Raw genomic sequence first — 22,183 nt, 5'->3', positions numbered from 1 at the left:
GGCCTTCTTGAGCCCTCAAGCCAGCCGCACGGCAGATTTGCGCCTACAAGCTTCTTATCGGCGGTGCCCTTTGCCGGGGAGGGCTCGGGTATACTGCCGCGCTTTGCGATCCCTGCCGGTGTCGCGGCTGAATCTGTACGGCGTCATGCAATGCGCCCTTACGTTTTGTTTAAAGCAGCCTCGGCTGTCTTGAACCAGCCTGTGCAGGGATGTTTCGGTGGATTTTTGGAGTTTTTATGCTCGAACAGGCTCAACGCGTCCTCAAGGACATCTTCGGCTACGACAGTTTCCGTGGCCGTCAGGGTGCAATCATTGAGCGCGTGGCCAGTGGCGGTGATGCCCTTGTCCTGATGCCGACCGGCGGCGGCAAGTCCCTGTGCTTCCAGGTGCCGGCGCTGCTGCGCGATGGCCTGGCGGTGGTGGTGTCGCCGCTGATCGCGCTGATGGACGATCAGGTTGCCACCCTCGAAGAGCTGGGCGTGGCGGCTGCCGCGTTGAACTCCACGTTGAGCGCCGAGCAGCAGCGCGACCTCGCCAACCGGATCAAGCGCGGCGAAGTGAAAATGCTCTATCTGGCGCCGGAGCGTCTGGTGCAGCCGCGCATGCTGTCGTTCCTGCAAGGCTTGAACATCGCGTTGTTCGCCATCGATGAAGCACACTGCGTATCGCAATGGGGCCACGACTTCCGTCCGGAATACCTGCAACTGGGGCAGTTGGCGGAAATGTTCCCCGACGTGCCGCGCATTGCCCTGACCGCCACCGCCGACAAGCGCACTCGCGAAGAAATCGTCACCCGCCTGCACCTGCAGAATGCCGAACGTTTCCTGTCGAGCTTCGATCGGCCGAACATCTTCTACCGTATCGTGCCCAAGGAGCAGCCGCGCAAGCAGTTGCTGGCGTTCCTTGCCGAGCGCCGCAGCGATGCCGGCATCGTTTACTGCCTGTCGCGCAAGAAGGTGGAGGAGGTGGCCGCGTTTCTCACCGAGCAGGGCTTCCCGGCGCTGCCGTACCACGCCGGCCTGCCCAACGATCTGCGCGCCTACCACCAGAAGCGCTTCCTCAACGAGGAAGGCCTGATCATGGTCGCCACCGTGGCGTTCGGCATGGGTATCGACAAACCCAACGTGCGTTTCGTCGCGCACCTCGACCTGCCGAAATCTCTTGAAGCCTATTACCAGGAAACCGGACGCGGTGGCCGTGACGGCCTGCCGGCGGATGCGTGGATGGCCTACGGTCTGCAAGATGTGGTGATGCTCAAGCAGATGCTGCAGAACTCCGAAGGCGACGAGCGCCACAAGCGTCTGGAGCAGCACAAGCTCGACGCGATGCTCTCGCTCTGTGAAGAAACCCGCTGCCGCCGTCAGGCGCTGCTGGCGTACTTCGACGAAGACATGCCCGAGCCGTGCGGGCACTGCGACAACTGCACCGACGGCGTGCAGACCTGGGACGCCACCGAGCCAGCGCGTCAGGCGCTGTCGGCGATCTATCGCACTGGCCAGCGTTACGGCGTTGGCCATCTGGTGGATGTATTGCTGGGCAAGGACAACGAAAAAGTCCGCAGCTTCGGCCATCAGCACCTGTCGGTGTACGGCGTCGGCAAGGCATTGAGTGAGAGCGAATGGCGTTCGCTGTTCCGCCAATTGGTTGCTCGCGGCCTGGCGGATGTCGATCACGAAGGCTACGGCGGGTTGCGTCTGAGCGACACTTGCCGGCCGCTGCTCAAGGGTGAAGTGAGCCTGGAACTGCGCCGCGACCTCAAGCCGCAAGTCACCGCCAAGAGCGGCAGCAAGAGCCCGGCCAGTCAACTGGTGCGTGGCGAAGAGCGCGAACAGTGGGAAGCGCTGCGTGCCCTGCGCCGCAAACTGGCAGAAGAACACGGCGTGCCGCCGTACGTCATCTTCCCCGATTCGACCCTGCTGGAAATGCTCCGCAGCCAACCGACCTCGCTGGCGGAAATGGCCCAGGTCAGCGGTGTCGGCGCACGCAAGCTGGAGCGCTACGGCGAGGCTTTCCTCGAAGTGCTCGGTGGCGAAGCCGAGACACCAAAAGTGGTGGCCGACGTACGCCACGAACTGATCACCCTGGCCCGTGCCGGCATGACGCCGTTGCAGATTTCCGGTCAGTTGCAGTGCTCGGAAAAGAACGTCTACACCATGCTTGCCGAAGCCATCGGCAAGCAGCAATTGTCGCTGGAACAGGCGCTGGACCTGCCGGAAGACCTGATGGGCGAAGTCCAGGATGCATTTCTCGACGGCGAGGGCGAGTTGCCGTCGGTCGCTGAAGTGGCGGAGCTGTTTGCCGGCCGCGTACCGGAAGGCGTGCTGTATTGCGTAAGGGCTGCGCTGCAATCTGAATTCGAGATGTGAGCCTGGGCTTACACAAACCGTTATACAGATGTAACGATTCAGTACAGGGCGGCTCTTGCCTATAGCCAAATGTCATGCTTAGCTGACTAATAATTAGTTTTTCTCTATTTCTTCAGTCTAACCATGAGTGTTTTATGCCGTTAACCGATCAACACCGCTTTGGCATGCAACTGGCCCAGATGTCCCGTGGCTGGCGTGCCGAACTGGATCGCCGGCTGGCCGGTCTGGGTCTGTCCCAGGCGCGCTGGCTGGTGCTGCTGCATCTGGCGCGTTTCGAGGACGCCCCGACCCAACGGGAGCTGGCGCAAAGCGTTGGCGTCGAAGGGCCGACCCTTGCCCGTCTGCTCGACAGCCTGGAAAGCCAGGGCCTGGTGCAACGCCAGTCCGTGATGGAAGACCGTCGGGCGAAAAAAATCGTGTTGTGCGCCCCGGCCCTGCCGCTGATCGAGCAGATCGAGACTATCGCCACGCAACTGCGTCACGAATTGTTCGAAGGCGTCGACGAGGCGGATTTGAAGGTGTGCATGCGGGTTCACGGGCACATTCTGGCCAACCTGGAAAAGTCTTGAGGCACAACCGCGTGCCGTTTTTTTGAGAGATCGCGCTGGGCAGACTATAAGAACTACTGGGCAATATCGTGTTCGTACCGGATGTGCGAACCCATAGAAGTCGGTTTTGCTTATTTAAGGGATGCTCATGCTCGACAGTCGGCACGTGGTACTGCGTTGCGCCAACTCACTGCTGGTGGCCGGTGTTCTCACCTGGTCCACGGCGTCACTGGCGCTGGGGCTCGGTGACATCACCGTGCACTCGGCCCTCAATCAGCCGCTCAAGGCCGACATCGCGCTGGTGGATGTCGCCGGGCTCAGCGAAAGCGAGCTCTCGGTCCGTCTGGCCACGGCGGACGAATTCGGCCGTGCCGGGGTCGAGCGGGTGTTCTTCCTCAACGACCTCAAGTTCACCCCGATCCTGCGTGGCAATCGCAATATGATCCGGGTGACTTCCAGCAAACCGGTCAGCGAACCTTTTCTGAATTTCCTTGTGCAGCTCAATCAGCCGAACGGCCACCTGCTGCGCGAATACACGGTGCTGATCGATCCGCCGGGTTCGCCGGGCATCGTGCCGGCCACCGACGAGCCTGACGTCCGCGCGCAATCATCGGAGTTTCCAACGCCTGAGGCACCTGCTGCCGGCTCCCAAGGCAAGCCTGCTGCGCCACCCTCCGCGCCAGTGCCGCAAACGGCTGCGACCAACGACGCGCAAGCCGAGCAGTTGGCCGCCAGCGTGCTGCAGAACCAGCAACTGCAGAAAACCATCGATGAGTTGAACGTGAAGCTTCAGGCGCAGGAAATCCAGATCGCCGATGGCAAGAAACAGCTGGGTGATGTGCAGGCCCGTCTGGCGGAAGTGCAACAGGCGCCGCCGGCTCCGGTAGCACCTGTGCAAGCCCCGGCTCCGGTTGCTGCGCCGGTAGAGTCGCAGGAAGACTCCGTCAGTTGGCCGCTGCTTGGCGGTTTGCTGGTGTTGTTGGGCCTGTTGGGGGCGGTGTTGTATGTACGCCGCCGACGCCAGTCTGAAGCGAGTCCTGTCGGGCCTGCGGTGCTGGCACCCCAGCGAAGCGAACCCGCGCTCAATGAACCCGAAGTCGTTCGTCAGAACGTGGTTCAGGAGGCCGTCGAGCACCGTGACGAACAGGCCGCAGGCGATGTACTGGAGGCGGTCGGCATTTATCTGGCGTATGGGCGGCTCGGCGAAGCGCTCGGTCTGCTGCGTGACGCCTTGCAAAAAGAACCGGAGCGCATCGATCTGGGTGTGCAGATGCTCGAAGTGTTGGGGCGCCAGGGTGACATCTCGGCCTATGACGAACAGGAAAGCCACTTGCGCCAGCTCGGTGTCGAGGAACAGCGATTGCTCGATATCCGGGCCCGTTACCCGAAACTGGCCAGGACTGAACCTCCGGCTGCGGCGGCTCCGGTCATTGCCGCACTGCCCGTTGAACAAACCACACCCGCAACGCCGTCGGCCGAGGATGATTTCGAGCTGAATCTGGAGCAACTGTCGATGGATTCCAGCTGGGATCTGGAAGACAGTCGCCCGGCAACGGACATGCCTTCACCAACTCCATCGGCACTTGGCTCCAGCCTGCAAGTGCTGCCGCAGGATTTCGAGCTGCCGCTAACCGCGAACGATGAGGTTGAAACGACTGAACTGGAGTGGATCGCCGAGCCGGATGTGCAGCCAATCGACGATGACTTCCTCAACGAATTTGGCGATCCCGGTCAGTCGTTGAAACTGGAGCCACTGGATCTGCAATTACCGGAACCCGAGCCGGGCCCGACCGAGACGGTCAACGCCGGAAAGCTCGAACAGGCCCAGACCTGCATCGACGACGGCGACCTCGACAGTGCGATCGCCTTGCTCAATGAGCTGCTGAAAGAGGGCGATGAGCCGCTCAGGCAAACCGCGCGAACTCTGTTGGCCGGGATTCGCTGATCCGGGTCAGAAGGTCTGACCCAGATTCAGGTAAACCGCCTGTTCGTTGGCATCGTTCAGGCCATAGCTGAAATTCAGCGGCCCCAGCGGTGTGTCGAAACCGATGAAAACGCTGGCCGCATTGATGTAGCCGCTGTCGAACTCGTTGTCGTTGTTCCAGGCCCGGCCGCGCTCCAGCGAGCCGCCGGCATACAGCGGGAAATCCAGCGGCAGGTAAGCGCGGGGTGTCAGACGGCGGTAATACACCGCCCGCATCAGGCTGACGTTCTGCCCGGAGATGGCATCTTCGCGGAAACCGGACAGTTGTCGGGCGCCGCCCAGCAGGAAGCTTGACGTCACCACATTCGCATCGTCCAGGGTGCGTCCGTAACGACCGCCCAGAATCAGCGTGTTCGGCCCGCTGCTCATGGCCTTGTCCAGTTTGAATTCCCACTGTCGGTAGCGCGTGTCGGAACCCAGGCTCGGTTCGAATTGCATCAGGGTCAGGCTGATGTCCTTGCCGTCGTGGGGGAAGTACACATTGTCCAGTGAGTCGAACGAGTACTTCAGCGCATAGAACCCTTCGTTGAAGTGTTCGCTCGGCAGATTCTGATCGCCGATTCGCACATCCGCTTTGCCCCAGGCCTCGCCGACACCGAAGCGGATTTCGCCGTTGTTGCCGATCTGGCGGCCGACATTGAGGCCGAAGCCGTAGCGCTCGACCCGATATTGGGCGATCGGATCGTTGTCGAGCACAGAGTCGACGTTCTGGGCTTCGAACGCTGCATACGGTGCGACGAAGTAGCGCGAGCCGACGTCCAGCGGCTGATAGAACTCGGTATAGAGTTCCTGCTTGTCGCCGATCTGCGCCCGGGTCAGCCATTCGGCGCCGAGGCGGTTGATGCCGTTCATTCGGTAGCTGGCGCCGAGGTTGAAGGCGCTGTCGCCGCGCATGTCGTCCGACAGGTTCAAGCCGACCCGCAAGTAGTCGGTGCCGCTGCGCTTGCCCCGGGCGCTGATTACCAAGGTGTGTTCCTGGCCCTTGTGCACCACGCGGTATTGCACCTGTTCGAAGTAATCCAGGCCGTACAAGGTGCCCATGTCCGAGTGCAGGCGCCCAAGGTCCAGCGGCTCGCCGATGGGCTGGCGGATGTAGTAACGGATCACGTCGTCGCCGACTTTCGAGTCGTTCTCGACCCTGATCGCGGTGATGATCGGCGTGCGCTGGCCCGGTGCGCGGGCGGCATTGAGCTCGGCGTCCTGAGACACGGCGGGCTTCAATCGGGCGAGGCGGGCGTCGAGGGCCTTGGCGGCGCGGTAACCGGCATCGATCATTTCCTCGGCACGACCGAAATCGGTGGCGCCGAAACTGGCCAGCGGCGGCTGGATCAGGACGTCATTCGGGTGCAGCGCCGCCAATTGTTCTTCGGAGTTGCGCCGGGTCATCAGGGTGATCGACTGGTTCAGTACATCGACCACGGTGGTCAGTTGCTTGCGGTTGCGCAGCGGGGTGCCGATGTCGACCACGATGGCCACGTCGACGCCCATTTCCCGGGCCACATCGAGGGGGATGTTGTCGGTCATGCCGCCGTCCACCAGCAGCCGGCCATCGAGCTCGACCGGGGCGAACACCGCCGGGATCGACATGCTGGCGCGGATCACCTGGGGCAGATGGCCTTTGCGAAACACAACTTTTTCGCCGTTGGCGATGTCGGTGGCCACGGCGCGGAACGGGATCGGCAGCTTGTCGAAATCACGGGTGTCGCTGGTGTGGGCCAGCAGGCTTTCCAGCAGTAACGCCAGGTTCTGTCCCTGAATCACCCCCAGTGGCAGGCCGAGGCTGCCGTCGTCGCGAAAGCTCAGTTTCTGCTTCACCAGAAAATCGCGGTCATCCTGCTTGCGCCGAAACGGTACGTCTTCCCGGGGTGGAGCATCGGACAGGGCCTGCTGCCAGTCGATGCTCAGGGCGAGTTTTTCCAGTTCGTCGATCTTGTAACCCGAGGCGTAGAGGCCACCGACCACTGCGCCCATGCTGGTGCCGGCAATCGCATCAATCTTGATGCCTTGCTCTTCCAGCGCCTTGAGCACGCCGATGTGCGCCAGCCCGCGGGCCGCACCGCCGGACAGCACCAGGCCGACTTTCGGTCGCGGCGCTTCACTGGCATGAACGAACAGAGGAAGGAAACCAAGCAAAAGGCAGATCAGCAGACGACGCATTGTGAGTCTCGGGGCAAGCGTTAAAGCCGGCTATTATAGCGGCGCCCTCTGGCTCAGGAGTTTCAACGATCATGACCGCCACAAAACCGGAAATCGTCATCACTTATTGCACGCAGTGCCAGTGGCTGCTGCGCGCCGCGTGGCTGGCGCAGGAGTTGCTCAGTACTTTTGGCGACGACCTTGGCAAAGTGTCACTGGTGCCGGGCACCGGCGGGATCTTTCACATCAGTTGCAACGATGTGCAGATCTGGGAGCGCAAGGCCGACGGTGGCTTCCCCGAGGCCAAGGTGCTCAAGCAGCGAGTCCGCGACCAGATCGACCCTGACCGCGACCTCGGCCACAACGACCGCACTCAGTGAGATGCAGCCTCGGCCTCCACCGTTTTTTTGCTGGCGCTGCCTGACATCTGGCTCGACACAACGATGGCGACGATGATCAGCGCGCCGCCGAGCAGCATCCGCAGAGTCGGGTTTTCATCGAACAGCAGCCACGCGACGGTAATGCCGTAAACCGGCTCCATGGCGAACACCACCGCCGCAGTTCGCGCCTTGATCACGGCGAGACTGGCGACGAACAGGCTGTGGGCGACGCCGGTACAGAACACACCGAGCAGGGCGATCCACAGCCAGTCGATGGCGCGCACTTCACTCAGTTGCGGCGCCGCCACCGGCAGCAGACACAGCGCTACCACCACGTTCTGACACAGCGCTGCCTGCACTGCCGGGATGCGCCCGGAACTGGCACGGTTGGTCAGCGACAGCAGGGAAAACAGCAGGCCGGAGAGGATCGCCCAAAGCAGGCCGGTAGTGGCGCCGCTGGCCAGGTCGAACGCCGGGGTCACCAGCACCAGACCGACACTGACCAGCGCCACCAGAATGATTTCGTTGGCACGGATGCGTTCGCGGAAGATCAACCCTTCGAGGATGACCGTGAAGGCCGGGAAACTGGCGAAACCCAGAGTGGCCACCGCGACGCCGGCAACCTTCACGGCAATGAAGAAACTCACCCAGTGACCGGCCAACAGCACACCGCTCAGGGCCAGTCTTCGCCAGTCCACGGCTTGCAGTTTTTGCCAGCCGTGCTGGCTGGCGAAACGGGCAAAGAACGCCAGCGCAAGAACGGCAAAGGCGGCCCGTCCAAAGACGATGACCGCCGGCGTTGCGGCGGCGAGTTTGCCGAAGACGCCGGTCAGGCCGAACATCAATGCGCCGATATGCAGGGCGCCGAGGGCAGTACGGGGAGTCATTGCAGTCCTTTTTTCAAACACCATTTCAGGCACACATTGAAGCGTGTAGCGGCTGAAAAGTCTGTCGGCAGACTATCGACTTTTGTCGTCAGCCTCGCGTCGCAATTGTGTAGGAGAGGTACCAAACTCACGCAGGACGGCGGCCGAGAACGCGCTTTGCGATCCATAGCCGACACGGCTGGCCACTTCCCCGATGGGTAGCATGGTTTCCCGCAACAGCGTGACGGCCTTATGCAGCCGTCGACTGCGAATGTAGTCCATGGGTGTCTGCCCGCATTCGGCGACGAACCGCGCATGCAATCTGGCGCTGGATAGCCCGGCGACACGCGCCAGATCCGCGACTTGCAGCGGATAGGCCGCGTACTGCTCGATGTGCGCATCGAGGGCCGCGTAGGGCAGGCGACGGGCGCAGACCTCGGCAGGTTGCGCGTGATTCAGGCTGGCCAGCAACAACACCGCGCCTTGTTGCGCAATCAACGGATCGTCCACCGGACTGTTCGCCAGCCAATTGACCAGTTGGCCCTGGCCGGCATCCAGCGACAGACGCGCGGCGCTGTCCAGCAGGCGGCGGCTGGCCTCGGCGTGATCGCCCAGCGAACGGGTCAGCCATTGCTCGTCGGGCACGTCCAGCACCAGACAGCGGCTGCCCTTGGGGCTGCCGCAGGCGTGATGCGCGCCGGAAGGAATCACCACGAAGCTCTGCTGCAATACCTGGCTGCCATGCCCTTCGACTTCGAAATCCAGCGCGCCGGACAGGCCGAACACCAGTTGCGCGTGGTCGTGACTGTGGACGATCAGGTCGTGGGTGTAATGGCGCAGGGTCAGGATCGGTGGCATGGCGGTCTCCGGGCGAGCTGCCAGTCTACACCGGCGCAGGGGCGACGCGTTTGTCACAAGACTGACGCACGCCTGTCATGGTCGATTAACCGGGCTCGCGCACAGTGGCGAAAACATCGCAGAGGGTTGCCCATGACCAGCGCCGAGCTCGCCAGACCCAGTCGTAAACAAAGGGTTCGCACCTTGTGGATTTCCGACGTGCACCTGGGCACGCGGGATTGCCAGGCCGAGCATCTGTCGCAATTTCTCAAGGGCTATCACGCCGACAAGATCTACCTGGTCGGCGACATCATCGACGGCTGGAAACTGCGCGGCGGCATGTACTGGCCCCAGGCGCACACCAACGTGATCCGCCGCTTGCTGACCATGAGCAAGCGCGGCACCGAGGTGATTTACGTCACTGGCAACCATGACGAATTCCTGCGTCGCTATTCGAAACTGATCCTGGGCAACATCCAGTTGGTCGACGAAGCGGTGCACGTCACGGCCGATGGCCGGCATTTGCTGGTGATCCACGGCGACCAGTTCGACGTGATCACCCGTTATCACCGCTGGCTGGCCTTTCTCGGCGACTCGGCCTACGAATTCACCCTGACCCTCAATCGCTGGCTCAATCACTGGCGGGCGAAATACGGTTACGGCTATTGGTCGCTGTCGGCCTATCTCAAGCACAAGGTGAAGACGGCGGTGAGCTTCATCAGCGACTTCGAAGAAGCCATCGCCCATGAATGCGTGAAGCGTGAGTTGCACGGTGTGGTCTGCGGGCACATTCACCACGCCGAGATCCGCAAGGTCGGCGAGGTGGATTACCTCAATTGCGGTGACTGGGTGGAGTCGTGCACGGCGCTGATCGAACACTGGGACGGCACGATCGAGCTGTATCGCCTGGCCGATGCGCAGGCGCGGGAGGCCGAACTGAAAGCGGCCAAGGTTGCCGAGCTGGCCTGAGTGTCCAGATCAACTCAGGCCGGGGCGTGTTCTTCCATCGCGGCCTTGTAGATCGAGTTCTTCGGCCGGGCGAACAGGCGTTCCATCATCGGTTCGAAGAAGTTCAGCGGCAGCGTGTCGTAGTCCGGGTCGAACGCTGCCGCGTCGTATTTCGCGCAGAACTCCGCGGTCGCCTGATATTGCGGATGACCGCTGAACTGCTCGCGCAGGTGCCGATCCATGCCCAGGTGATGGAAGAAGTAGTAGCCCTGGAAGATCCCGTGCTTTTCCACCATCCACAGATTTTCGGCGCTGACGAACGGCTTGAGAATGGCGGCGGCGATGTCCGGGTGATTGTAGGAGCCAAGGGTGTCGCCGATGTCGTGGAGCAGGGCGCAGACCACGTATTCCTCGTCGCGCCCATCGCGCCAGGCGCGGGTGGCGGTTTGCAGCGAGTGGGTCAGGCGATCCACCGGAAACCCGCCGAAATCACCTTCGAGCAATTTCAGGTGCGCCATGATCCGGCCCGGCAGTTGACGGGCGTAGGCGCTGAAGTCCGCCGCGATGATCGCCCAGTCTTCCTGCGTGCCGTCCTTCATATGGGTGAAACGGGCAGTGGCATTCATCGGCAATCCTCTTGGTCAGGGTTTCTAGAACGCCACGCGGCCCAGAATCATGTCGCGGTACATGACGAAATCCCCCAGCAGGCTGTAGAACGGATGCTGGAATGTTGCCGGCCGGTTCTTCTCGAAAAAGAAATGGCCGACCCAGGCGAAGCTGTAGCCGGCCAGCGGCAGGGCCAGCAACAGTAGCCAGGCGCCCTTGGCGATGGTCATCGCGAGAATGAAGATCACCAGCGTCGTCCCGATGAAATGCAGGCGACGGCAGGTGCTGTTGCTGTGTTCGCTGAGGTAATACGGATAGAACTCGGCGAAGCTGTTGAAAGGCTTGATGGTTTCCACGACCGCGATCTCTGTGGTTATTGTTCTGATTGCAAGTTGTTCGGCGGGTAGCTTATTTGAGTCTAGAGTGATCATTGGCGTCGGCCAGTGACAATCGGCGCCACTTTACTATCCTTGGGAAATCGGCCGTAGTATGCGGCTCACCATGTCATCCAAGAAAAAACGCCATGAGCGAACGAACGACATCTGCAAGCTGGGCGATGGGGATTGTCAAAGCACTGGAAATGGACGGCCTGGATTGCCGGGTTCTGTTCAAACAGCTGGGGCTCGACTACGCGGCGCTGGAGGATCCGGACGCACGCTTCCCGCAGGATTCCATGACCCGACTCTGGCAACGGGCGGTCGAGCTGTCCGGCAATCCCGCCATCGGTCTGAACATGGGCAAAGTAGTGCGACCGGCCTCGTTTCATGTCGCGGGCTACGCGCTGATGTCCAGCAACACACTGGCCGAAGGTTTTCAGCGACTGGTGCGTTATCAGCGGATCATTGCCGAAAGTGCCGACTTGAGTTTTCGTCTGCTCGACGAAGGTTATGCGCTGATTCTGACGGTGCACGGCGATCATCTGCCGCCGACCCGGCAAAGTGCCGAAGCCTCGCTGGCCTGCGCACTGGCGCTGTGCGGCTGGCTGACCGGGCGCACGTTGCACCCACGCAAAGTGCTGGTGCAGGGCGACGAGCCCGATGATCTTCAACCCTACAAACAAGCCTTCCATGCTCCGCTGGTGTTCAACGCGCCGTATGACGCGCTGATCTTCGAACGCGCCGACATGGAGGCGCCGCTGCCCACCGCCAACGAGGCGATGGCGCTGCTGCACGACCGGTTTGCCGGGGAATATCTGGCGCGGTTTTCCGAAAGCCGCGTGACCCACAAAGCGCGCCAGGTGTTGTGCCGTCTGTTGCCTCAGGGCGAGCCCAAGCGCGATACGGTGGCGCAGACCCTTCACTTGTCGCAGCGCACCTTGCAACGGCGGTTGCAGGAGGAGGGCACCAGTTTTCAGCAGTTGCTCGACGACACGCGCCGAGAGCTCGCCGAGCAATACCTGGCGCAGCCGAGCATGACCTTGCTGGAGATCGCCTATCTGCTGGGGTTCGCCGACCCGAGCAATTTCTTCCGTGCCTTCCGCCGCTGGTTCGACACCACGCCCGGCGATTACCGGGCGCGGTTGCTGGAGGCGCCGAACGCGATCAGTGACGCCAGAATGCCGGAATACACAGCACAAACACCGTAATGATCTCCAGTCGGCCGAGCAGCATGCCGAACGACAGAATCCACTTGGCCGCATCCGGCAGGCTGGCGAAGTTGCCGGCCGGGCCGATGGTTTCGCCCAGCCCCGGGCCGACACCGGACACGGTGCTGGCGGCGCCGGTCAACGCGGTCATCCAGTCCACGCCCAGCAGCGACAGCAGCAGGGCGATCACGCAGATGGTAATGGCGAAGAAGAACGAGAACGTCAGGATCGACCGGACGATTTCCTCGTCGAGGCGATGACCATTGTACTTCTGCTTGATCACCGCGCGCGGGTGAATCAGCTGGTTAAGGTTGGCCTTGAGCAGGATGTAGGCGACCTGGAAACGGAAGATCTTGATCCCGCCCGCCGTCGAGCCGGAACAACCGCCGACGAAGCCCAGATAGAAGAACAGCATCAGCGAGAAATTGCCCCACAGGCTGTAGTCGCCCAGCGCAAACCCCGTGGTGGTGACCACTGACGTCACGTTCAGCGCCACATGGCGCAATGCGTCCAGCCAATGCAGGTTGGTGGTCCACCAGTACCAGGTGCCGAGCACCAGCCAGGTCACCAGCAACATGCCGAGCAAACCCTGCACCTGTTGATCCTTGATCAGCGCCCGGCGATTGCCGCGCAGCGTCGCCACGTACAGGGTGAACGGCAGGCTGCCGAGGATCATCACCACCACTGCCACCCAGTGCACCGCCGGTTGCGTCCACTTGGCCAGGGATTGGTCGGAGGTCGAGAAACCGCCAGTGGAGATCGCCGACATCGCGTGGTTGATCGCATCGAACGGGCTCATGCCCGCCCACCAGAACGCCAGGCTGCCGAGAATGGTGATGCCCACGTACGCCGCCACGATCAGCCGCGCCACCATGTGCGAGCGGGGCATGACCTTTTCCGAGCGGTCCGAGGATTCGGTCTGGAACAGGCGCATGCCGCCGATACGCAGCAGCGGCAGAATCGCCACCGCCATGCCGATGAAGCCGATGCCGCCGAGCCAGTGCAGCAGCGAGCGCCACATCAGGATGCCCGGGGACATGGTGTCCAGCCCGCTCAATACGGTCGAGCCGGTGGCCGTGATGCCGGACATGCTTTCGAAGAACGAGTCGGTGTAACTGATGTGCTGGGTCAGCAGAAACGGCAGCGCGGCAAAAATGCACACCACCAGCCAACTGGTGACGGTCAGCAGGTACATGTCGCGGGGACGCAGGTGAATGTGTTCCGGGCGCCCGGGAATCACCAGCGCGAGGCCGGCGAGGAAGGTGATCATGCTCGCCCAGAGGAACGACGGCAGATCGCCGGTGCGGTCGAAAATCACCAGGGTGGCCATGGGCACGACCATGGCGATGGCCAGGGTGATCAGGAAGATGCCGATGATGAAACCAATGATCCGTAAGGTCGGCAACGCCATGAAGTCCGCTCGGGCTGATGTAGGAAGGGCGCCATTCTACCTGCGGGGCAAGGCATGTAAACCGACGCGGCCGGATCACTTGCAGCTAGAATAGCCGGACATTTTTTTCAGGAGGTGGCCGATGCAGGCTCTCGACGCTTTGCTCAACCGTGTTTCCGTTCCACGACTGATCGATCCGGCCCCCACCGCCGAACAGCGCGAAGTGCTGTTTGCCGCCGCGACCCGTGCACCGGATCACGGCCATTTGCAGCCGTATCGCTTCCTGACCGTCGAAGGCGCGGCGCGTGAGCAGATGGGCGAGTTGCTGGCCGAAGCGGCGCAGATGCAGGAAGGCGAAGTCACCGAAGCGATGATCGACAAGGCGCGCAACGGCCCGCTGCGGGCGCCGCTGGTGGTGGTGGTCATCGCCAAGTTGCAGGAACACGTCAAATACCCGAAGGCTGAACAATTGCTGGCGGCGGGCTGTGCGGCGCACGGGATTCTGCTGGCGGCCTACGCGCAGGGGATTGGCGCGGTATGGCGCACCGGTGATCTGGCTTACTCGAAACATGTCGCCAAGGGTTTGGGGCTGACGGATGGCGAGGAGGTGATTGCGTTCCTTTATCTCGGTACGCCGCAGAAAGAACCGCGGGTAGCCGAGAAGGTTGATCTGGCTGAGTTTGTCAGTGCCTGGCCGGGTAAAGCCTGACGCTGCAACTGACATCAGGGCTGGACAACGGCCCCCGGTTCCAGCGGCAACTCAAGACTGGCCACAAATCCGCCCTGCGGGTGATTGGCCAGCACCAGTGTCCCGCCATGTCGCTCGGCCGCTCGCCGGGCGATCGCGAGGCCCAGGCCATGCCCGGCAGCGGTTTGCCCCGGCGCCCGATAAAACGGTTCGCCCAACTGGCTCAAATGCTCGGCCTGCACCCCCGGCCCGTGGTCGCGCACGCTGACCACGATTCGCTCGCCCTGACGTGAAGCCTGCATTTCAATCGACTGCCCCACCGGGTTGAAGCGCTGAGCATTGCGCAGCAGGTTGTCCACGGCGCGCTCGATCATGGTCGGCCACCCCGTCATGTTGAGTTGCGGCTCGGCCTCCAGGCGAACGGTCTGCTCGGGCGAACCGAGTTGTGCGTCCTTTTGCAGAGAGCCCAGCAGGGCATTCAGATCCACGGCTTCGGCGCTGGCGTTGTCGGCGTCGACCCGCGCCAGTACCAGGATTTCACTGATCAACGCTTCCAGCCGATCGCACTCGCGGGTCAGGCGTGGCCAGAGCTTTTCCCGTTCTTCCGGGCTCGCCCGTTCGGCCAATGCCAGCGCGATGCGCAGCCGTGCCAGCGGTGAACGCAACTCGTGGGACACGTCGCGCAGCAACTGGCGCTGACTGCCGATCAGGCTTTGCAGGCGTGCGCCCATGCGGTTGAAATCGTTGGCGAGCACGCCAAACTCATCGCGGCGGTTGGCCAGTTTCGCCAGGCTGTTCTGCTGATAGGTGGTTTGTCCCAGATCGTGCACCGCCCCGCGCAAACGGCTGAGCGGACGGGTGATGGAGAAGGTCACCAGCAGGCTGAACAGGGTCAGCACCACCAGCGCGATTCCCAGCGCACTCAATGGCCAGAGCAGGCTTTCGCGGTGCCAGGCGTCGAGTTCCGGGTGCGGGATGCGGTAGATAAAGAGGTAGGTGTCGCCGCTTTTTTCGCTGGTGAATTCATCGGTCAGACGTCGCCATGGCAGGCGTCGGTCGTCGTTGTTCTGCCGTGCTTCGAAGGCGGCTGCGCGACGGGGGAAGGTGCCGCGCACCACCGGGTCGCCGCTTTCGTTCAGCACTTGCACGTCGATGTGATATTGGCGTTTGCGTTGTTCGAGGATGTCCTGGGCAGCGTCTTCGCCCTGGGCTTCGTAGGTCTGCGTCCAGTCGGCGGCCAGGGTGTTGAGGCCCGGATGGCGGCTGAGGATCCACGCGTCCTGGTTGAGCATGTGCCCCAGCAGAATGGAAAGCCCTGCAACCAGAGCGATGGCCAGCCAGAAGCTTGCGAGAATACGCCAGAACAATGAACGCACGGAAAGTCCTCAAACAAAGAAAACCCAACGGCGGTGAGCCGTTGGGTTGGGGCGTGACGCTAGAGCATTATTGCGCCTTTTGCGGCTGTTGCGCTTTCCAGGCCTTGAATTCAGCCCATTCGGCGCGACGCTCGGCCTGTTTCTTCTGGATCTCGTCGAATTTCTTCTGTTGATCCGGCTTCAGCACGGCGCGGACATCGGATTCGGCTTTCTTGTGGTTGGCCGCCATCTCGTCCTTCATGGCTTTCTGGTCGGCTGGCGAGAGTTTCTCCAGGTATTTCTCGACCGTCTGCTTACGTTCGTGCATCTGCTCGCCCATGATCTTGCGGATCTGCTCGCGCTGTTCGCGGGACAGGTCCAACTGGCTGTACGGGCCTTTGCCGTGCATGCCGTGCATCTGACCGCCGTGGCGCCAGCCACCGTCCGGCCCACCCATCGGGCCACCATCCTGCGGCACGGCCATGGCGACGGTTGGCAGAGCGGCAGCGAACATCAGAGCGATAAGAGTCTTGCGCATGGTGTATCTCCTTGTCTCGTTCCCGGTACGTTCCGGATGAGTCCAGATTACGGAGATCAAGGTCAGCGGCGGTCAGTGCTGGGTAAAGCTTGGGTAAAGACGCTTTGTCATCAAACTGACAAAGCGTCCGGGTGCGGGGATTCAGAGGCTGTAATAGTAGCCGCGGCTGCGCAGGGCGACGATGCGCGGGCGGCCGTCGGCGTGGGGGCCGATCTTCTTGCGCAGGTTGCTGACGTGCATGTCCAGGCTGCGGTCGTACAGGGTCAGCTTGCGGCCGAGGGCGATCTGCGCCAGTTCCTGTTTGTCCAGCGGCTCGCCGGGTTGCTTGAGCAGGGCTTCGAGCAGGCGGCTCTCGGAAACGGTGAGGGTGAATTCCTTCTCGTCGATGCTGACCACGCCACGCACCGGGCTGAAACTCAAATCACCCAACTCAAGTTGGGTCGAGACGGCCGCCGGATGACTGCGGCGCAGCACGGCGCGCAGGCGCGCGGTGAGTTCGCGCGGGTCGCACGGTTTGGCCAGGTAATCGTCGGCGCCCAGCTCCAGGCCGAGGATGCGATCCAGCGGCTCGCCGCGTGCCGAGAGCATCAGCACCGGCAGATCGGGGTGGTCGTTGCGCAGTTGCTTGAGCAGTTCCAGACCGCTGCCATCGGGCAGCATCACGTCCAGCACCACGGCAGCGGGCGCGGTTTCGGCCAGTGCCTTGCGGGCGCTCTGGCCGTCGTGACACGCACGGACCTGAAAGCCTTCCTGGCTCAGCCAACTGCTCAGGAGCTCACACAGCTCCTCGTCATCATCAATCAGTAACAGCTCGCTCATGACTCACTCAATTTAGCCATTGTCGACGTTTTCGACTTGCACCACTGGCAAAGATACCGCAGAGCAGGGCCAATAGCGCTACCCCGGCACCGGTGACGAACCATTGCTGCTGTTCGGTCAGCAGGCGCGGCAGCGGGCTGGCCTGGGCTTCCTTGAGTTGCAGCTTCAGGCGCTGGTTCTCTTGGCGCAACCGGGCAAGCTGGGCGCTTTCACGGGTGTTGTCGGCATCTTGCAGTTGTTTGCTCAGTTCTTCCCGCTGCTGCTCGCTGGCCTTCAGGCGCTGCTGCAACTCGGTGATCTGGCTGCCGGCGCTCAACGAAAGCGGCGTGGAGTTGCCGCTTTCGGTGGTTTCTACACCATGGGCGGGCGCCACGATCGACAACGTGACCAACATCAGACACAACGGACCCTTGCGCATCGCGACTCCTGTTACCAAATGGATATTGGGCAGGTTGTCGGCCGGCAAACGAGAATAATGAGCGATTGAGAACGCGATGAACCGACAAGGTTCATCGCGTGGAGACACGGGCGGGGGAAAGTTACGGCAGAACTTGCTTGAACGGCTTCACGACAACATTGGCGTAGACACCGGCGGCGATGTACGGATCGGCATCGGCCCAGGCTTGCGCAGCGCTCAGGGAGTCGAATTCGGCGACGATCAGGCTGCCGGTGAAACCCGCAGCGCCCGGATCATTGCTGTCGACGGCCGGGTGCGGGCCGGCCAGGACGATGCGGCCTTCGCCCTTGAGCACTTGCAGGCGTTCAAGGTGCGCCGGGCGGGCGGCGAGACGCGCGTCCAGGGAGTTGGCGACGTCGGTGGCAATGATTGCGTAGAGCATGTCAGTCCTCGGTTTTTGGTGTTGTGGTATCGGCGTCGTGCAGGTGCCGCGACATGTAAATGCCTTGGGCGATGATGAACAGCACGGTCATGCCCAGACTGCCGAACACCTTGAAGTCGACCCAATAGCTCTGGAATGTGAAGGCGACGAACAGGTTGGCCGCACCGCAGAACAGGAAAAAGCAGATCCAGGCGATGTTCAGACGGGTCCAGACCACGTCCGGCAAGCTCACCGCGTGGCCCATGATGCGCTTGATCAGCAGACGATCACCGATGAAGTGGCTGCCGATGAAGGCCAGGGCGAACAGCCAGTTGACCACCGGGGCTTTCCATTTCAGGAAGGTTTCGCTGTGGAAGGCCAGGGTCAGGCTGCCGAACACGAGGCAGGCGATCAGGGTCAGCCACTGGCTCTTTTCCAGCTTGCGCTGCTTGATGAAGAGCGCGCCGTAGACCACCAGGGAGCTGATGATCAGCACGGCGGTGGCGCTGTAAATGCCGCCCACCGTCAACTCATGACCGGCGACGTCGACGGTGCGTGGATCGAGTTTGTAGGCGATGAAGAACAGCAGAAGCGGGATGAAATCGATGAATTGTTTCACAGTGAGAGCCAGAAGCTGGATGTGGCGGCATAATAACAAACATATGGGCGCGCGATAGCGCCAGCTGATTTGAGGTTACACATCCCCGTGAATGTTGATTTGCACTGCCACAGCACGGCCTCCGATGGCGCCCTGGCGCCTGCGGCACTGGTTGCGCGTGCGTTCGAGAACGGCGTGCGAGTCCTGGCCCTGACCGATCACGATACCCTCGAAGGCCTTGCCGAAGCGCGCATTGCGGCCACGGAGCTGGGGATGCAACTGGTCAACGGCGTCGAGCTGTCCTGCACCTGGGGCGGCGCGACCATTCATGTGCTGGGTTACGGCTTCGACGTCAACGCCGCGCCGTTGGTCGAGGCGATTGCGAAGCTGCACGATGGCCGCTGGCTACGGTCTGAAGAAATAAGCCGCAAGCTCGCCCTCAAGGGCATGCCGAATGCGCTCGACGGCGCACGGCAGATCCAGCAGGAACTGGGGGACAGCGGCAACGCGCCGGCCCGTCCGCATTTCGCCGACTGGATGGTGCGTGAAGGTTTTGTAAAGGATCGCGCCGAGGCGTTTCGCAAATGGCTCGGCGCCGGCAAGCTGGGGGACGTCAAGCAACACTGGCCGACCCTCGAAGACACCGTCGGCACGCTGCGCGCCGCCGGGGCGTGGGTCAGTCTGGCGCATCCCTGGCACTACGATTTCACGCGCAGCAAGCGCCGAAAGCTGATTGCCGACTATATTCAAGCGGGCGGGCATGCGATCGAAGTGGTCAACGGTCATCAGCCTGCGGAACAGGTGGGCAGCCTTGCAATCCTTGCCCGTGAGTTCGGTCTGCTGGTCAGCGCCGGCAGTGATTTCCATGGCCCTGGTGGCTGGTCCGAGATCGGCCAGTACCGGCCGGTGCCGGAGGACCTTCCACCCCTGTGGTGTCGGTTCAAACATGACACAGTTATTGCCGCCGTCTGAACAGGTAGAGAATGTGAGTCAATTTTTCCAGATCCATCCGGAAAACCCGCAAGCGCGCCTGATCAAACAGGCCGTCGAAATCATCCGCAAAGGCGGGGTGGTGGTCTATCCAACGGACTCTTCCTACGCAATCGGTTGCCAGATCGGCGACAAGAATGGCATCGAGCGCGTTCGACGCCTGCGTCAGCTCGACGAAAAGCACAACTTCGCGCTGATCTGCAGCGACCTGTCGCAACTGGGCAATTACGCCAAGATCGACACCGGCACCTTTCGCATCCTGAAAGCCCATCTGCCGGGACCTTACACCTTCATTCTCAACGCCACCCGCGAAGTGCCACGGCTGTTGCTGCATCCGAAGAAGCGCACCATCGGCTTGCGGGTGCCGAGCCATCCGATCGCCTTGGCGTTGCTCGCCGAACTGGGCGAGCCGCTGATGAGCGTGACCCTGATCATGCCCGGCGATGAAGACCCGCTGAGCGATCCGTACGAAATGCGCCAGTTGCTCGAGCATCAGGTCGACCTGATCATCGACGGCGGTTTCGGCGGCATCAAGGCCTCCACCGTGATCGACCTGACGGGCGACGATCCGGAAGTGGTCCGCGTCGGTTGCGGCGATCCGGCTCCGTTCATGGTCGAGGCCTGAATGTCCGCAGTGGAAACCGTTGATCCCCAGGCCGGTGCCCAGCAGGAACTGCCGTTTGCCATGGTCTATGGCCAGGCCGTCACGGAAATGCCGCTGGACCTGTACATCCCGCCGGACGCCCTGGAAGTCTTCCTCGAAGCCTTCGAAGGCCCGCTTGACCTGCTGCTGTACCTGATCCGCAAGCAGAACATCAACATCCTCGACATCCCGGTGGCGGAAATCACCCGCCAGTACATGGGCTATGTCGAGTTGATGCAGTCGGTGCGCCTGGAGCTGGCCGCCGAGTATCTGGTGATGGCGGCGATGCTGGCCGAGATCAAGTCGCGGATGCTGCTGCCCCGGGCCGAAACCGTCGAAGAGGAAGAGGACGACCCGCGCGCCGAACTGATCCGTCGCCTGCAGGAATACGAACGCTTCAAGGCCGCTGCCGAAGGCATCGACGGTCTGAGTCGGGTCGGTCGCGACGTGATCGTGCCCAAGCTCGACGCCCCGGAAGCCCGGGCGCGCAAGCTGTTGCCGGACGTGGCGCTGGAAGAAATATTGATGTCCATGGCCGAAGTGCTGCGCCGTGGCGACATGTTCGAAAGCCATCAGGTCAGCCGCGAGGCACTGTCCACCCGCGAACGCATGAGCGATGTGCTGGAACGGCTCAAGGGGGCCGGGTTTGTGCCGTTCGTCGAGCTGTTCACCGCCGAGGAAGGCCGGCTCGGTGTGGTGGTGACCTTCATGGCGATCCTTGAACTGGTCAAGGAATCCTTGGTCGAGCTGGTGCAGAATGAGCCGTTCGCCGCGATCCACGTGCGAGCCCGAGCCGAATAACGAGTCCCGATATGAACCTGAGTGAACCCCGCGAGCTGGCGCCCCTGCTTGAAGCCTTTCTGTTGGCCTCGGGAAAGCCGCAAACCCTTGAGCGCCTGTACGAGTTGTTCGAGGAAGGCGAACGGCCGGAGCCGCCGGTCTTCAAGAAAGCCCTGACCCTGCTCGGCAAGTCCTGCGAGGGGCGTGCGTTCGAGCTCGTGGAGGTTGCCTCCGGCTATCGCCTGCAGATTCGCGAGAAGTTCGCGCCATGGGTCGGCCGACTGTGGGAAGAGCGCCCGCAGCGTTATTCCCGAGCGCTGCTGGAAACCATGGCGTTGATTGCCTATCGCCAGCCGATCACCCGGGGCGAGATCGAAGACGTGCGGGGTGTGGCGGTCAACACCAACATCGTCAAGACGCTGATGGAGCGTGAGTGGATCCGCATCGTCGGTTACCGCGACGTGCCGGGCAAACCGGCGATGTTCGCCACCACCAAGCTGTTCCTCGATCACTTCAACCTCAAGAGCCTCGACGAGCTGCCGCCGCTGGCCGAGTTGCGTGAGATCGAGCCGGATCCGGTGCTCGACTTCGACGACGCTCCGGTGCCGCCGGGCTTGCAGGAACTGGCAGATGCCAGCGCCGAGCCGGAAGAGCCGAAGGAGGAAACCAGTTTCCACACGCTGCTGCTGGAACTGGACAGCATGGAGGAGGGGATCAAGACCGACTTCGACGATCTGCTGCGTGATGTTGCGGATGGCGAGCCGATGCCGTCGGGGTTTGAGTCCGATTCGGTCGAAGCGCCGGTCGAGCCCGAAGCAGAGCCGGAGGCCGATTTTGAGCCTGAATCGGAATTTGAGCCTGAGTTTGAGCCCGAGCCCGAGCCCGAGCAGGAAGACGATGTGCTCGGCGTGGCCGAAGCCCGGGAAAAACTGCTGGCCGCCGTCGCCCGCCTCGAACAATCCGCACCAGAACCTGAGGAAGAACTGAGCGAAGAAGAAGCCGAAGCCCGGGCACTGGCCGAGGCCATCGAAGCCGAACGCCGCGAGTTCGAAGATTGAGCATGAACTCAACCAAAGACCCGTGCATCAGCCTCTGCAAGTTCAGCGACGACGTTTGCCTTGGCTGCGGTCGCAGCAAGCGCGAGATCAGGGCCTGGAAGAAACTCGACAAGGACGACAAGCGCACGGTGCTCGCCGAAGCTTCGCTGCGTCTGATCAAGCTCGGTGCCACCGGTCGGCGGAAAAAGAAATAACCTTGCCCTGATCGACTAGTCTCTGATGCGCGCGCGACCACATCCGCGTATGATTC

The 22,183-nt window shown here is 62.1% G+C and carries 24 protein-coding genes; 12 read left to right on the top strand and 12 right to left on the bottom strand.

Translation table 11 applies throughout. From position 1 onward, the window contains the following. Positions 1-236: 236 nt before the first annotated feature. The 3 genes from recQ (at position 237) to AC07VV_RS12965 (ending at position 4,859) form a co-directional block, all read left to right on the top strand. Entirely contained in the window at positions 237-2,366 is a 2,130-nt protein-coding gene (gene recQ, locus AC07VV_RS12975; RefSeq protein WP_085733806.1) for a DNA helicase RecQ, read from the top strand. 134 nt (positions 2,367-2,500) lie between these two features. Then, positions 2,501-2,935, top strand: a complete 435-nt coding sequence (locus AC07VV_RS12970) for a MarR family transcriptional regulator (RefSeq protein ID WP_007962151.1) — start codon at positions 2,501-2,503, stop codon at positions 2,933-2,935. Between the two features lie 127 nt (positions 2,936-3,062). Then, the gene (locus AC07VV_RS12965) at positions 3,063-4,859 is read left to right on the top strand and encodes a motility hub landmark protein FimV (protein ID WP_495036425.1); all 1,797 of its coding nucleotides are present in this window, start codon (positions 3,063-3,065) and stop codon (positions 4,857-4,859) included. Between the two features lie 6 nt (positions 4,860-4,865). Here the strand turns inward: AC07VV_RS12965 and AC07VV_RS12960 are convergent, their stop codons facing one another. Continuing rightward, positions 4,866-7,055, bottom strand: a complete 2,190-nt coding sequence (locus AC07VV_RS12960; RefSeq protein ID WP_102620311.1) for a patatin-like phospholipase family protein — start codon at positions 7,053-7,055, stop codon at positions 4,866-4,868. A 71-nt stretch (positions 7,056-7,126) separates the two neighbouring features. On the opposite strand from AC07VV_RS12960, the gene AC07VV_RS12955 reads away from it, so the two are divergent. After that, a complete protein-coding gene (locus AC07VV_RS12955) occupies positions 7,127-7,414 on the top strand; it encodes an Rdx family protein (protein ID WP_493158803.1) in 288 nt (95 codons plus the stop codon). Here AC07VV_RS12955 and AC07VV_RS12950 read toward each other — a convergent pair. After that, positions 7,408-8,301, bottom strand: a complete 894-nt coding sequence (locus AC07VV_RS12950; protein WP_096822236.1) for a DMT family transporter — start codon at positions 8,299-8,301, stop codon at positions 7,408-7,410. The genes AC07VV_RS12955 and AC07VV_RS12950 overlap by 7 nt on opposite strands. 72 nt (positions 8,302-8,373) lie before the next feature. Continuing rightward, positions 8,374-9,138 (bottom strand): helix-turn-helix transcriptional regulator, encoded by a 765-nt coding sequence (locus AC07VV_RS12945; RefSeq protein ID WP_495036424.1) that lies wholly within the window; start codon positions 9,136-9,138, stop codon positions 8,374-8,376. A 132-nt stretch (positions 9,139-9,270) separates the two neighbouring features. Between AC07VV_RS12945 and AC07VV_RS12940 the strand changes: the two genes are divergently transcribed. After that, positions 9,271-10,086, top strand: coding sequence for a UDP-2,3-diacylglucosamine diphosphatase (locus AC07VV_RS12940; RefSeq protein ID WP_007958385.1), 816 nt, complete (start codon positions 9,271-9,273; stop codon positions 10,084-10,086). A 14-nt stretch (positions 10,087-10,100) separates the two neighbouring features. Here AC07VV_RS12940 and AC07VV_RS12935 read toward each other — a convergent pair whose 3' ends face one another. Beyond that, the gene (locus AC07VV_RS12935; protein WP_495036423.1) at positions 10,101-10,691 is read right to left on the bottom strand and encodes an HD domain-containing protein; all 591 of its coding nucleotides are present in this window, start codon (positions 10,689-10,691) and stop codon (positions 10,101-10,103) included. 24 nt (positions 10,692-10,715) lie between these two features. Beyond that, complete coding sequence (locus tag AC07VV_RS12930; protein ID WP_096822233.1) at positions 10,716-11,027, bottom strand: Mpo1-like protein; 312 nt, start codon at positions 11,025-11,027, stop codon at positions 10,716-10,718. A 167-nt stretch (positions 11,028-11,194) separates the two neighbouring features. On the opposite strand from AC07VV_RS12930, the gene AC07VV_RS12925 reads away from it, so the two are divergent. Next, positions 11,195-12,256, top strand: a complete 1,062-nt coding sequence (locus AC07VV_RS12925; protein ID WP_495036422.1) for an AraC family transcriptional regulator — start codon at positions 11,195-11,197, stop codon at positions 12,254-12,256. Here the strand turns inward: AC07VV_RS12925 and AC07VV_RS12920 are convergent. Further along, positions 12,213-13,667 carry a TrkH family potassium uptake protein gene (locus AC07VV_RS12920; RefSeq protein ID WP_096822231.1) on the bottom strand — a complete coding sequence of 485 codons (1,455 nt, stop codon included), beginning with the start codon at positions 13,665-13,667 and terminating at the stop codon, positions 12,213-12,215. The two genes, AC07VV_RS12925 and AC07VV_RS12920, sit on opposite strands and share 44 nt — an antisense overlap. A 121-nt stretch (positions 13,668-13,788) precedes the next feature. Here AC07VV_RS12920 and AC07VV_RS12915 point away from each other — a divergent pair, with 121 nt between their 5' ends. Beyond that, on the top strand, positions 13,789-14,355 hold the full coding sequence (locus tag AC07VV_RS12915) for a nitroreductase family protein (RefSeq protein ID WP_096822230.1): 567 nt from the start codon (positions 13,789-13,791) through the stop codon (positions 14,353-14,355). Positions 14,356-14,369: 14 nt separating this feature from the next. On the opposite strand, the gene AC07VV_RS12910 is transcribed toward AC07VV_RS12915, so the two are convergent. The 6 genes from AC07VV_RS12910 to AC07VV_RS12885 form a co-directional block, all read right to left on the bottom strand. Continuing rightward, the gene (locus AC07VV_RS12910) at positions 14,370-15,710 is read right to left on the bottom strand and encodes a sensor histidine kinase (protein ID WP_273541063.1); all 1,341 of its coding nucleotides are present in this window, start codon (positions 15,708-15,710) and stop codon (positions 14,370-14,372) included. Positions 15,711-15,777: 67 nt separating this feature from the next. Then, positions 15,778-16,227 (bottom strand): Spy/CpxP family protein refolding chaperone, encoded by a 450-nt coding sequence (locus AC07VV_RS12905; protein WP_085733794.1) that lies wholly within the window; start codon positions 16,225-16,227, stop codon positions 15,778-15,780. A gap of 141 nt (positions 16,228-16,368) precedes the next feature. Continuing rightward, entirely contained in the window at positions 16,369-17,046 is a 678-nt protein-coding gene (locus tag AC07VV_RS12900) for a response regulator transcription factor (RefSeq protein WP_096822228.1), read from the bottom strand. A gap of 7 nt (positions 17,047-17,053) precedes the next feature. Next, positions 17,054-17,464 (bottom strand): SH3 domain-containing protein, encoded by a 411-nt coding sequence (locus tag AC07VV_RS12895; protein ID WP_096822227.1) that lies wholly within the window; start codon positions 17,462-17,464, stop codon positions 17,054-17,056. Between the two features lie 121 nt (positions 17,465-17,585). Next, positions 17,586-17,885: a YciI family protein gene (locus AC07VV_RS12890; RefSeq protein ID WP_096822226.1), complete on the bottom strand. Its 300-nt coding sequence runs from the start codon at positions 17,883-17,885 to the stop codon at positions 17,586-17,588. A 1-nt stretch (position 17,886) separates the two neighbouring features. Then, entirely contained in the window at positions 17,887-18,483 is a 597-nt protein-coding gene (locus AC07VV_RS12885) for a septation protein A (RefSeq protein ID WP_495036421.1), read from the bottom strand. An 87-nt stretch (positions 18,484-18,570) separates the two neighbouring features. Between AC07VV_RS12885 and AC07VV_RS12880 the strand changes: the two genes are divergently transcribed. From AC07VV_RS12880 to AC07VV_RS12860, 5 genes are read left to right on the top strand one after another with little or no spacing between them, the layout of a single operon-like run. Further along, a complete protein-coding gene (locus AC07VV_RS12880; protein WP_096822224.1) occupies positions 18,571-19,434 on the top strand; it encodes a PHP domain-containing protein in 864 nt (287 codons plus the stop codon). 13 nt (positions 19,435-19,447) lie between these two features. Beyond that, complete coding sequence (locus tag AC07VV_RS12875; protein ID WP_096822250.1) at positions 19,448-20,077, top strand: L-threonylcarbamoyladenylate synthase; 630 nt, start codon at positions 19,448-19,450, stop codon at positions 20,075-20,077. After that, positions 20,078-20,896: a segregation and condensation protein A gene (locus AC07VV_RS12870; RefSeq protein ID WP_096822223.1), complete on the top strand. Its 819-nt coding sequence runs from the start codon at positions 20,078-20,080 to the stop codon at positions 20,894-20,896. Between the two features lie 11 nt (positions 20,897-20,907). Beyond that, entirely contained in the window at positions 20,908-21,933 is a 1,026-nt protein-coding gene (scpB, locus tag AC07VV_RS12865) for an SMC-Scp complex subunit ScpB (protein ID WP_495036420.1), read from the top strand. 2 nt (positions 21,934-21,935) lie between these two features. Next, positions 21,936-22,127, top strand: a complete 192-nt coding sequence (locus tag AC07VV_RS12860) for a DUF1289 domain-containing protein (RefSeq protein WP_495036419.1) — start codon at positions 21,936-21,938, stop codon at positions 22,125-22,127. The last annotated feature ends 56 nt before the right edge of the window (positions 22,128-22,183 follow it).

Source organism: Pseudomonas sp. GW821-FHT02C04 (assembly GCF_059421845.1).
Note: the sequence above shows the minus strand (reverse complement) of the source record. Positions and strands in the feature narration are given on the sequence as shown.

Excerpts from the sequence above, each read along its gene's own strand:
- recQ (WP_085733806.1), top strand. The coding sequence starts at position 237 with ATGCTCGAACAGGCTCAACGCGTCCTCAAGGACATCTTCGGCTACGAC.
- AC07VV_RS12970 (WP_007962151.1), top strand. The coding sequence starts at position 2,501 with ATGCCGTTAACCGATCAACACCGCTTTGGCATGCAACTGGCCCAGATG.
- AC07VV_RS12965 (WP_495036425.1), top strand. The coding sequence starts at position 3,063 with ATGCTCGACAGTCGGCACGTGGTACTGCGTTGCGCCAACTCACTGCTG.
- AC07VV_RS12960 (WP_102620311.1), bottom strand. The coding sequence starts at position 7,055 with ATGCGTCGTCTGCTGATCTGCCTTTTGCTTGGTTTCCTTCCTCTGTTC.
- AC07VV_RS12955 (WP_493158803.1), top strand. The coding sequence starts at position 7,127 with ATGACCGCCACAAAACCGGAAATCGTCATCACTTATTGCACGCAGTGC.
- AC07VV_RS12950 (WP_096822236.1), bottom strand. The coding sequence starts at position 8,301 with ATGACTCCCCGTACTGCCCTCGGCGCCCTGCATATCGGCGCATTGATG.
- AC07VV_RS12945 (WP_495036424.1), bottom strand. The coding sequence starts at position 9,138 with ATGCCACCGATCCTGACCCTGCGCCATTACACCCACGACCTGATCGTC.
- AC07VV_RS12940 (WP_007958385.1), top strand. The coding sequence starts at position 9,271 with ATGACCAGCGCCGAGCTCGCCAGACCCAGTCGTAAACAAAGGGTTCGC.
- AC07VV_RS12935 (WP_495036423.1), bottom strand. The coding sequence starts at position 10,691 with ATGAATGCCACTGCCCGTTTCACCCATATGAAGGACGGCACGCAGGAA.
- AC07VV_RS12925 (WP_495036422.1), top strand. The coding sequence starts at position 11,195 with ATGAGCGAACGAACGACATCTGCAAGCTGGGCGATGGGGATTGTCAAA.
- AC07VV_RS12920 (WP_096822231.1), bottom strand. The coding sequence starts at position 13,667 with ATGGCGTTGCCGACCTTACGGATCATTGGTTTCATCATCGGCATCTTC.
- AC07VV_RS12915 (WP_096822230.1), top strand. The coding sequence starts at position 13,789 with ATGCAGGCTCTCGACGCTTTGCTCAACCGTGTTTCCGTTCCACGACTG.
- AC07VV_RS12905 (WP_085733794.1), bottom strand. The coding sequence starts at position 16,227 with ATGCGCAAGACTCTTATCGCTCTGATGTTCGCTGCCGCTCTGCCAACC.
- AC07VV_RS12900 (WP_096822228.1), bottom strand. The coding sequence starts at position 17,046 with ATGAGCGAGCTGTTACTGATTGATGATGACGAGGAGCTGTGTGAGCTC.
- AC07VV_RS12895 (WP_096822227.1), bottom strand. The coding sequence starts at position 17,464 with ATGCGCAAGGGTCCGTTGTGTCTGATGTTGGTCACGTTGTCGATCGTG.
- AC07VV_RS12890 (WP_096822226.1), bottom strand. The coding sequence starts at position 17,885 with ATGCTCTACGCAATCATTGCCACCGACGTCGCCAACTCCCTGGACGCG.
- AC07VV_RS12870 (WP_096822223.1), top strand. The coding sequence starts at position 20,078 with ATGTCCGCAGTGGAAACCGTTGATCCCCAGGCCGGTGCCCAGCAGGAA.
- scpB (WP_495036420.1), top strand. The coding sequence starts at position 20,908 with ATGAACCTGAGTGAACCCCGCGAGCTGGCGCCCCTGCTTGAAGCCTTT.
- AC07VV_RS12860 (WP_495036419.1), top strand. The coding sequence starts at position 21,936 with ATGAACTCAACCAAAGACCCGTGCATCAGCCTCTGCAAGTTCAGCGAC.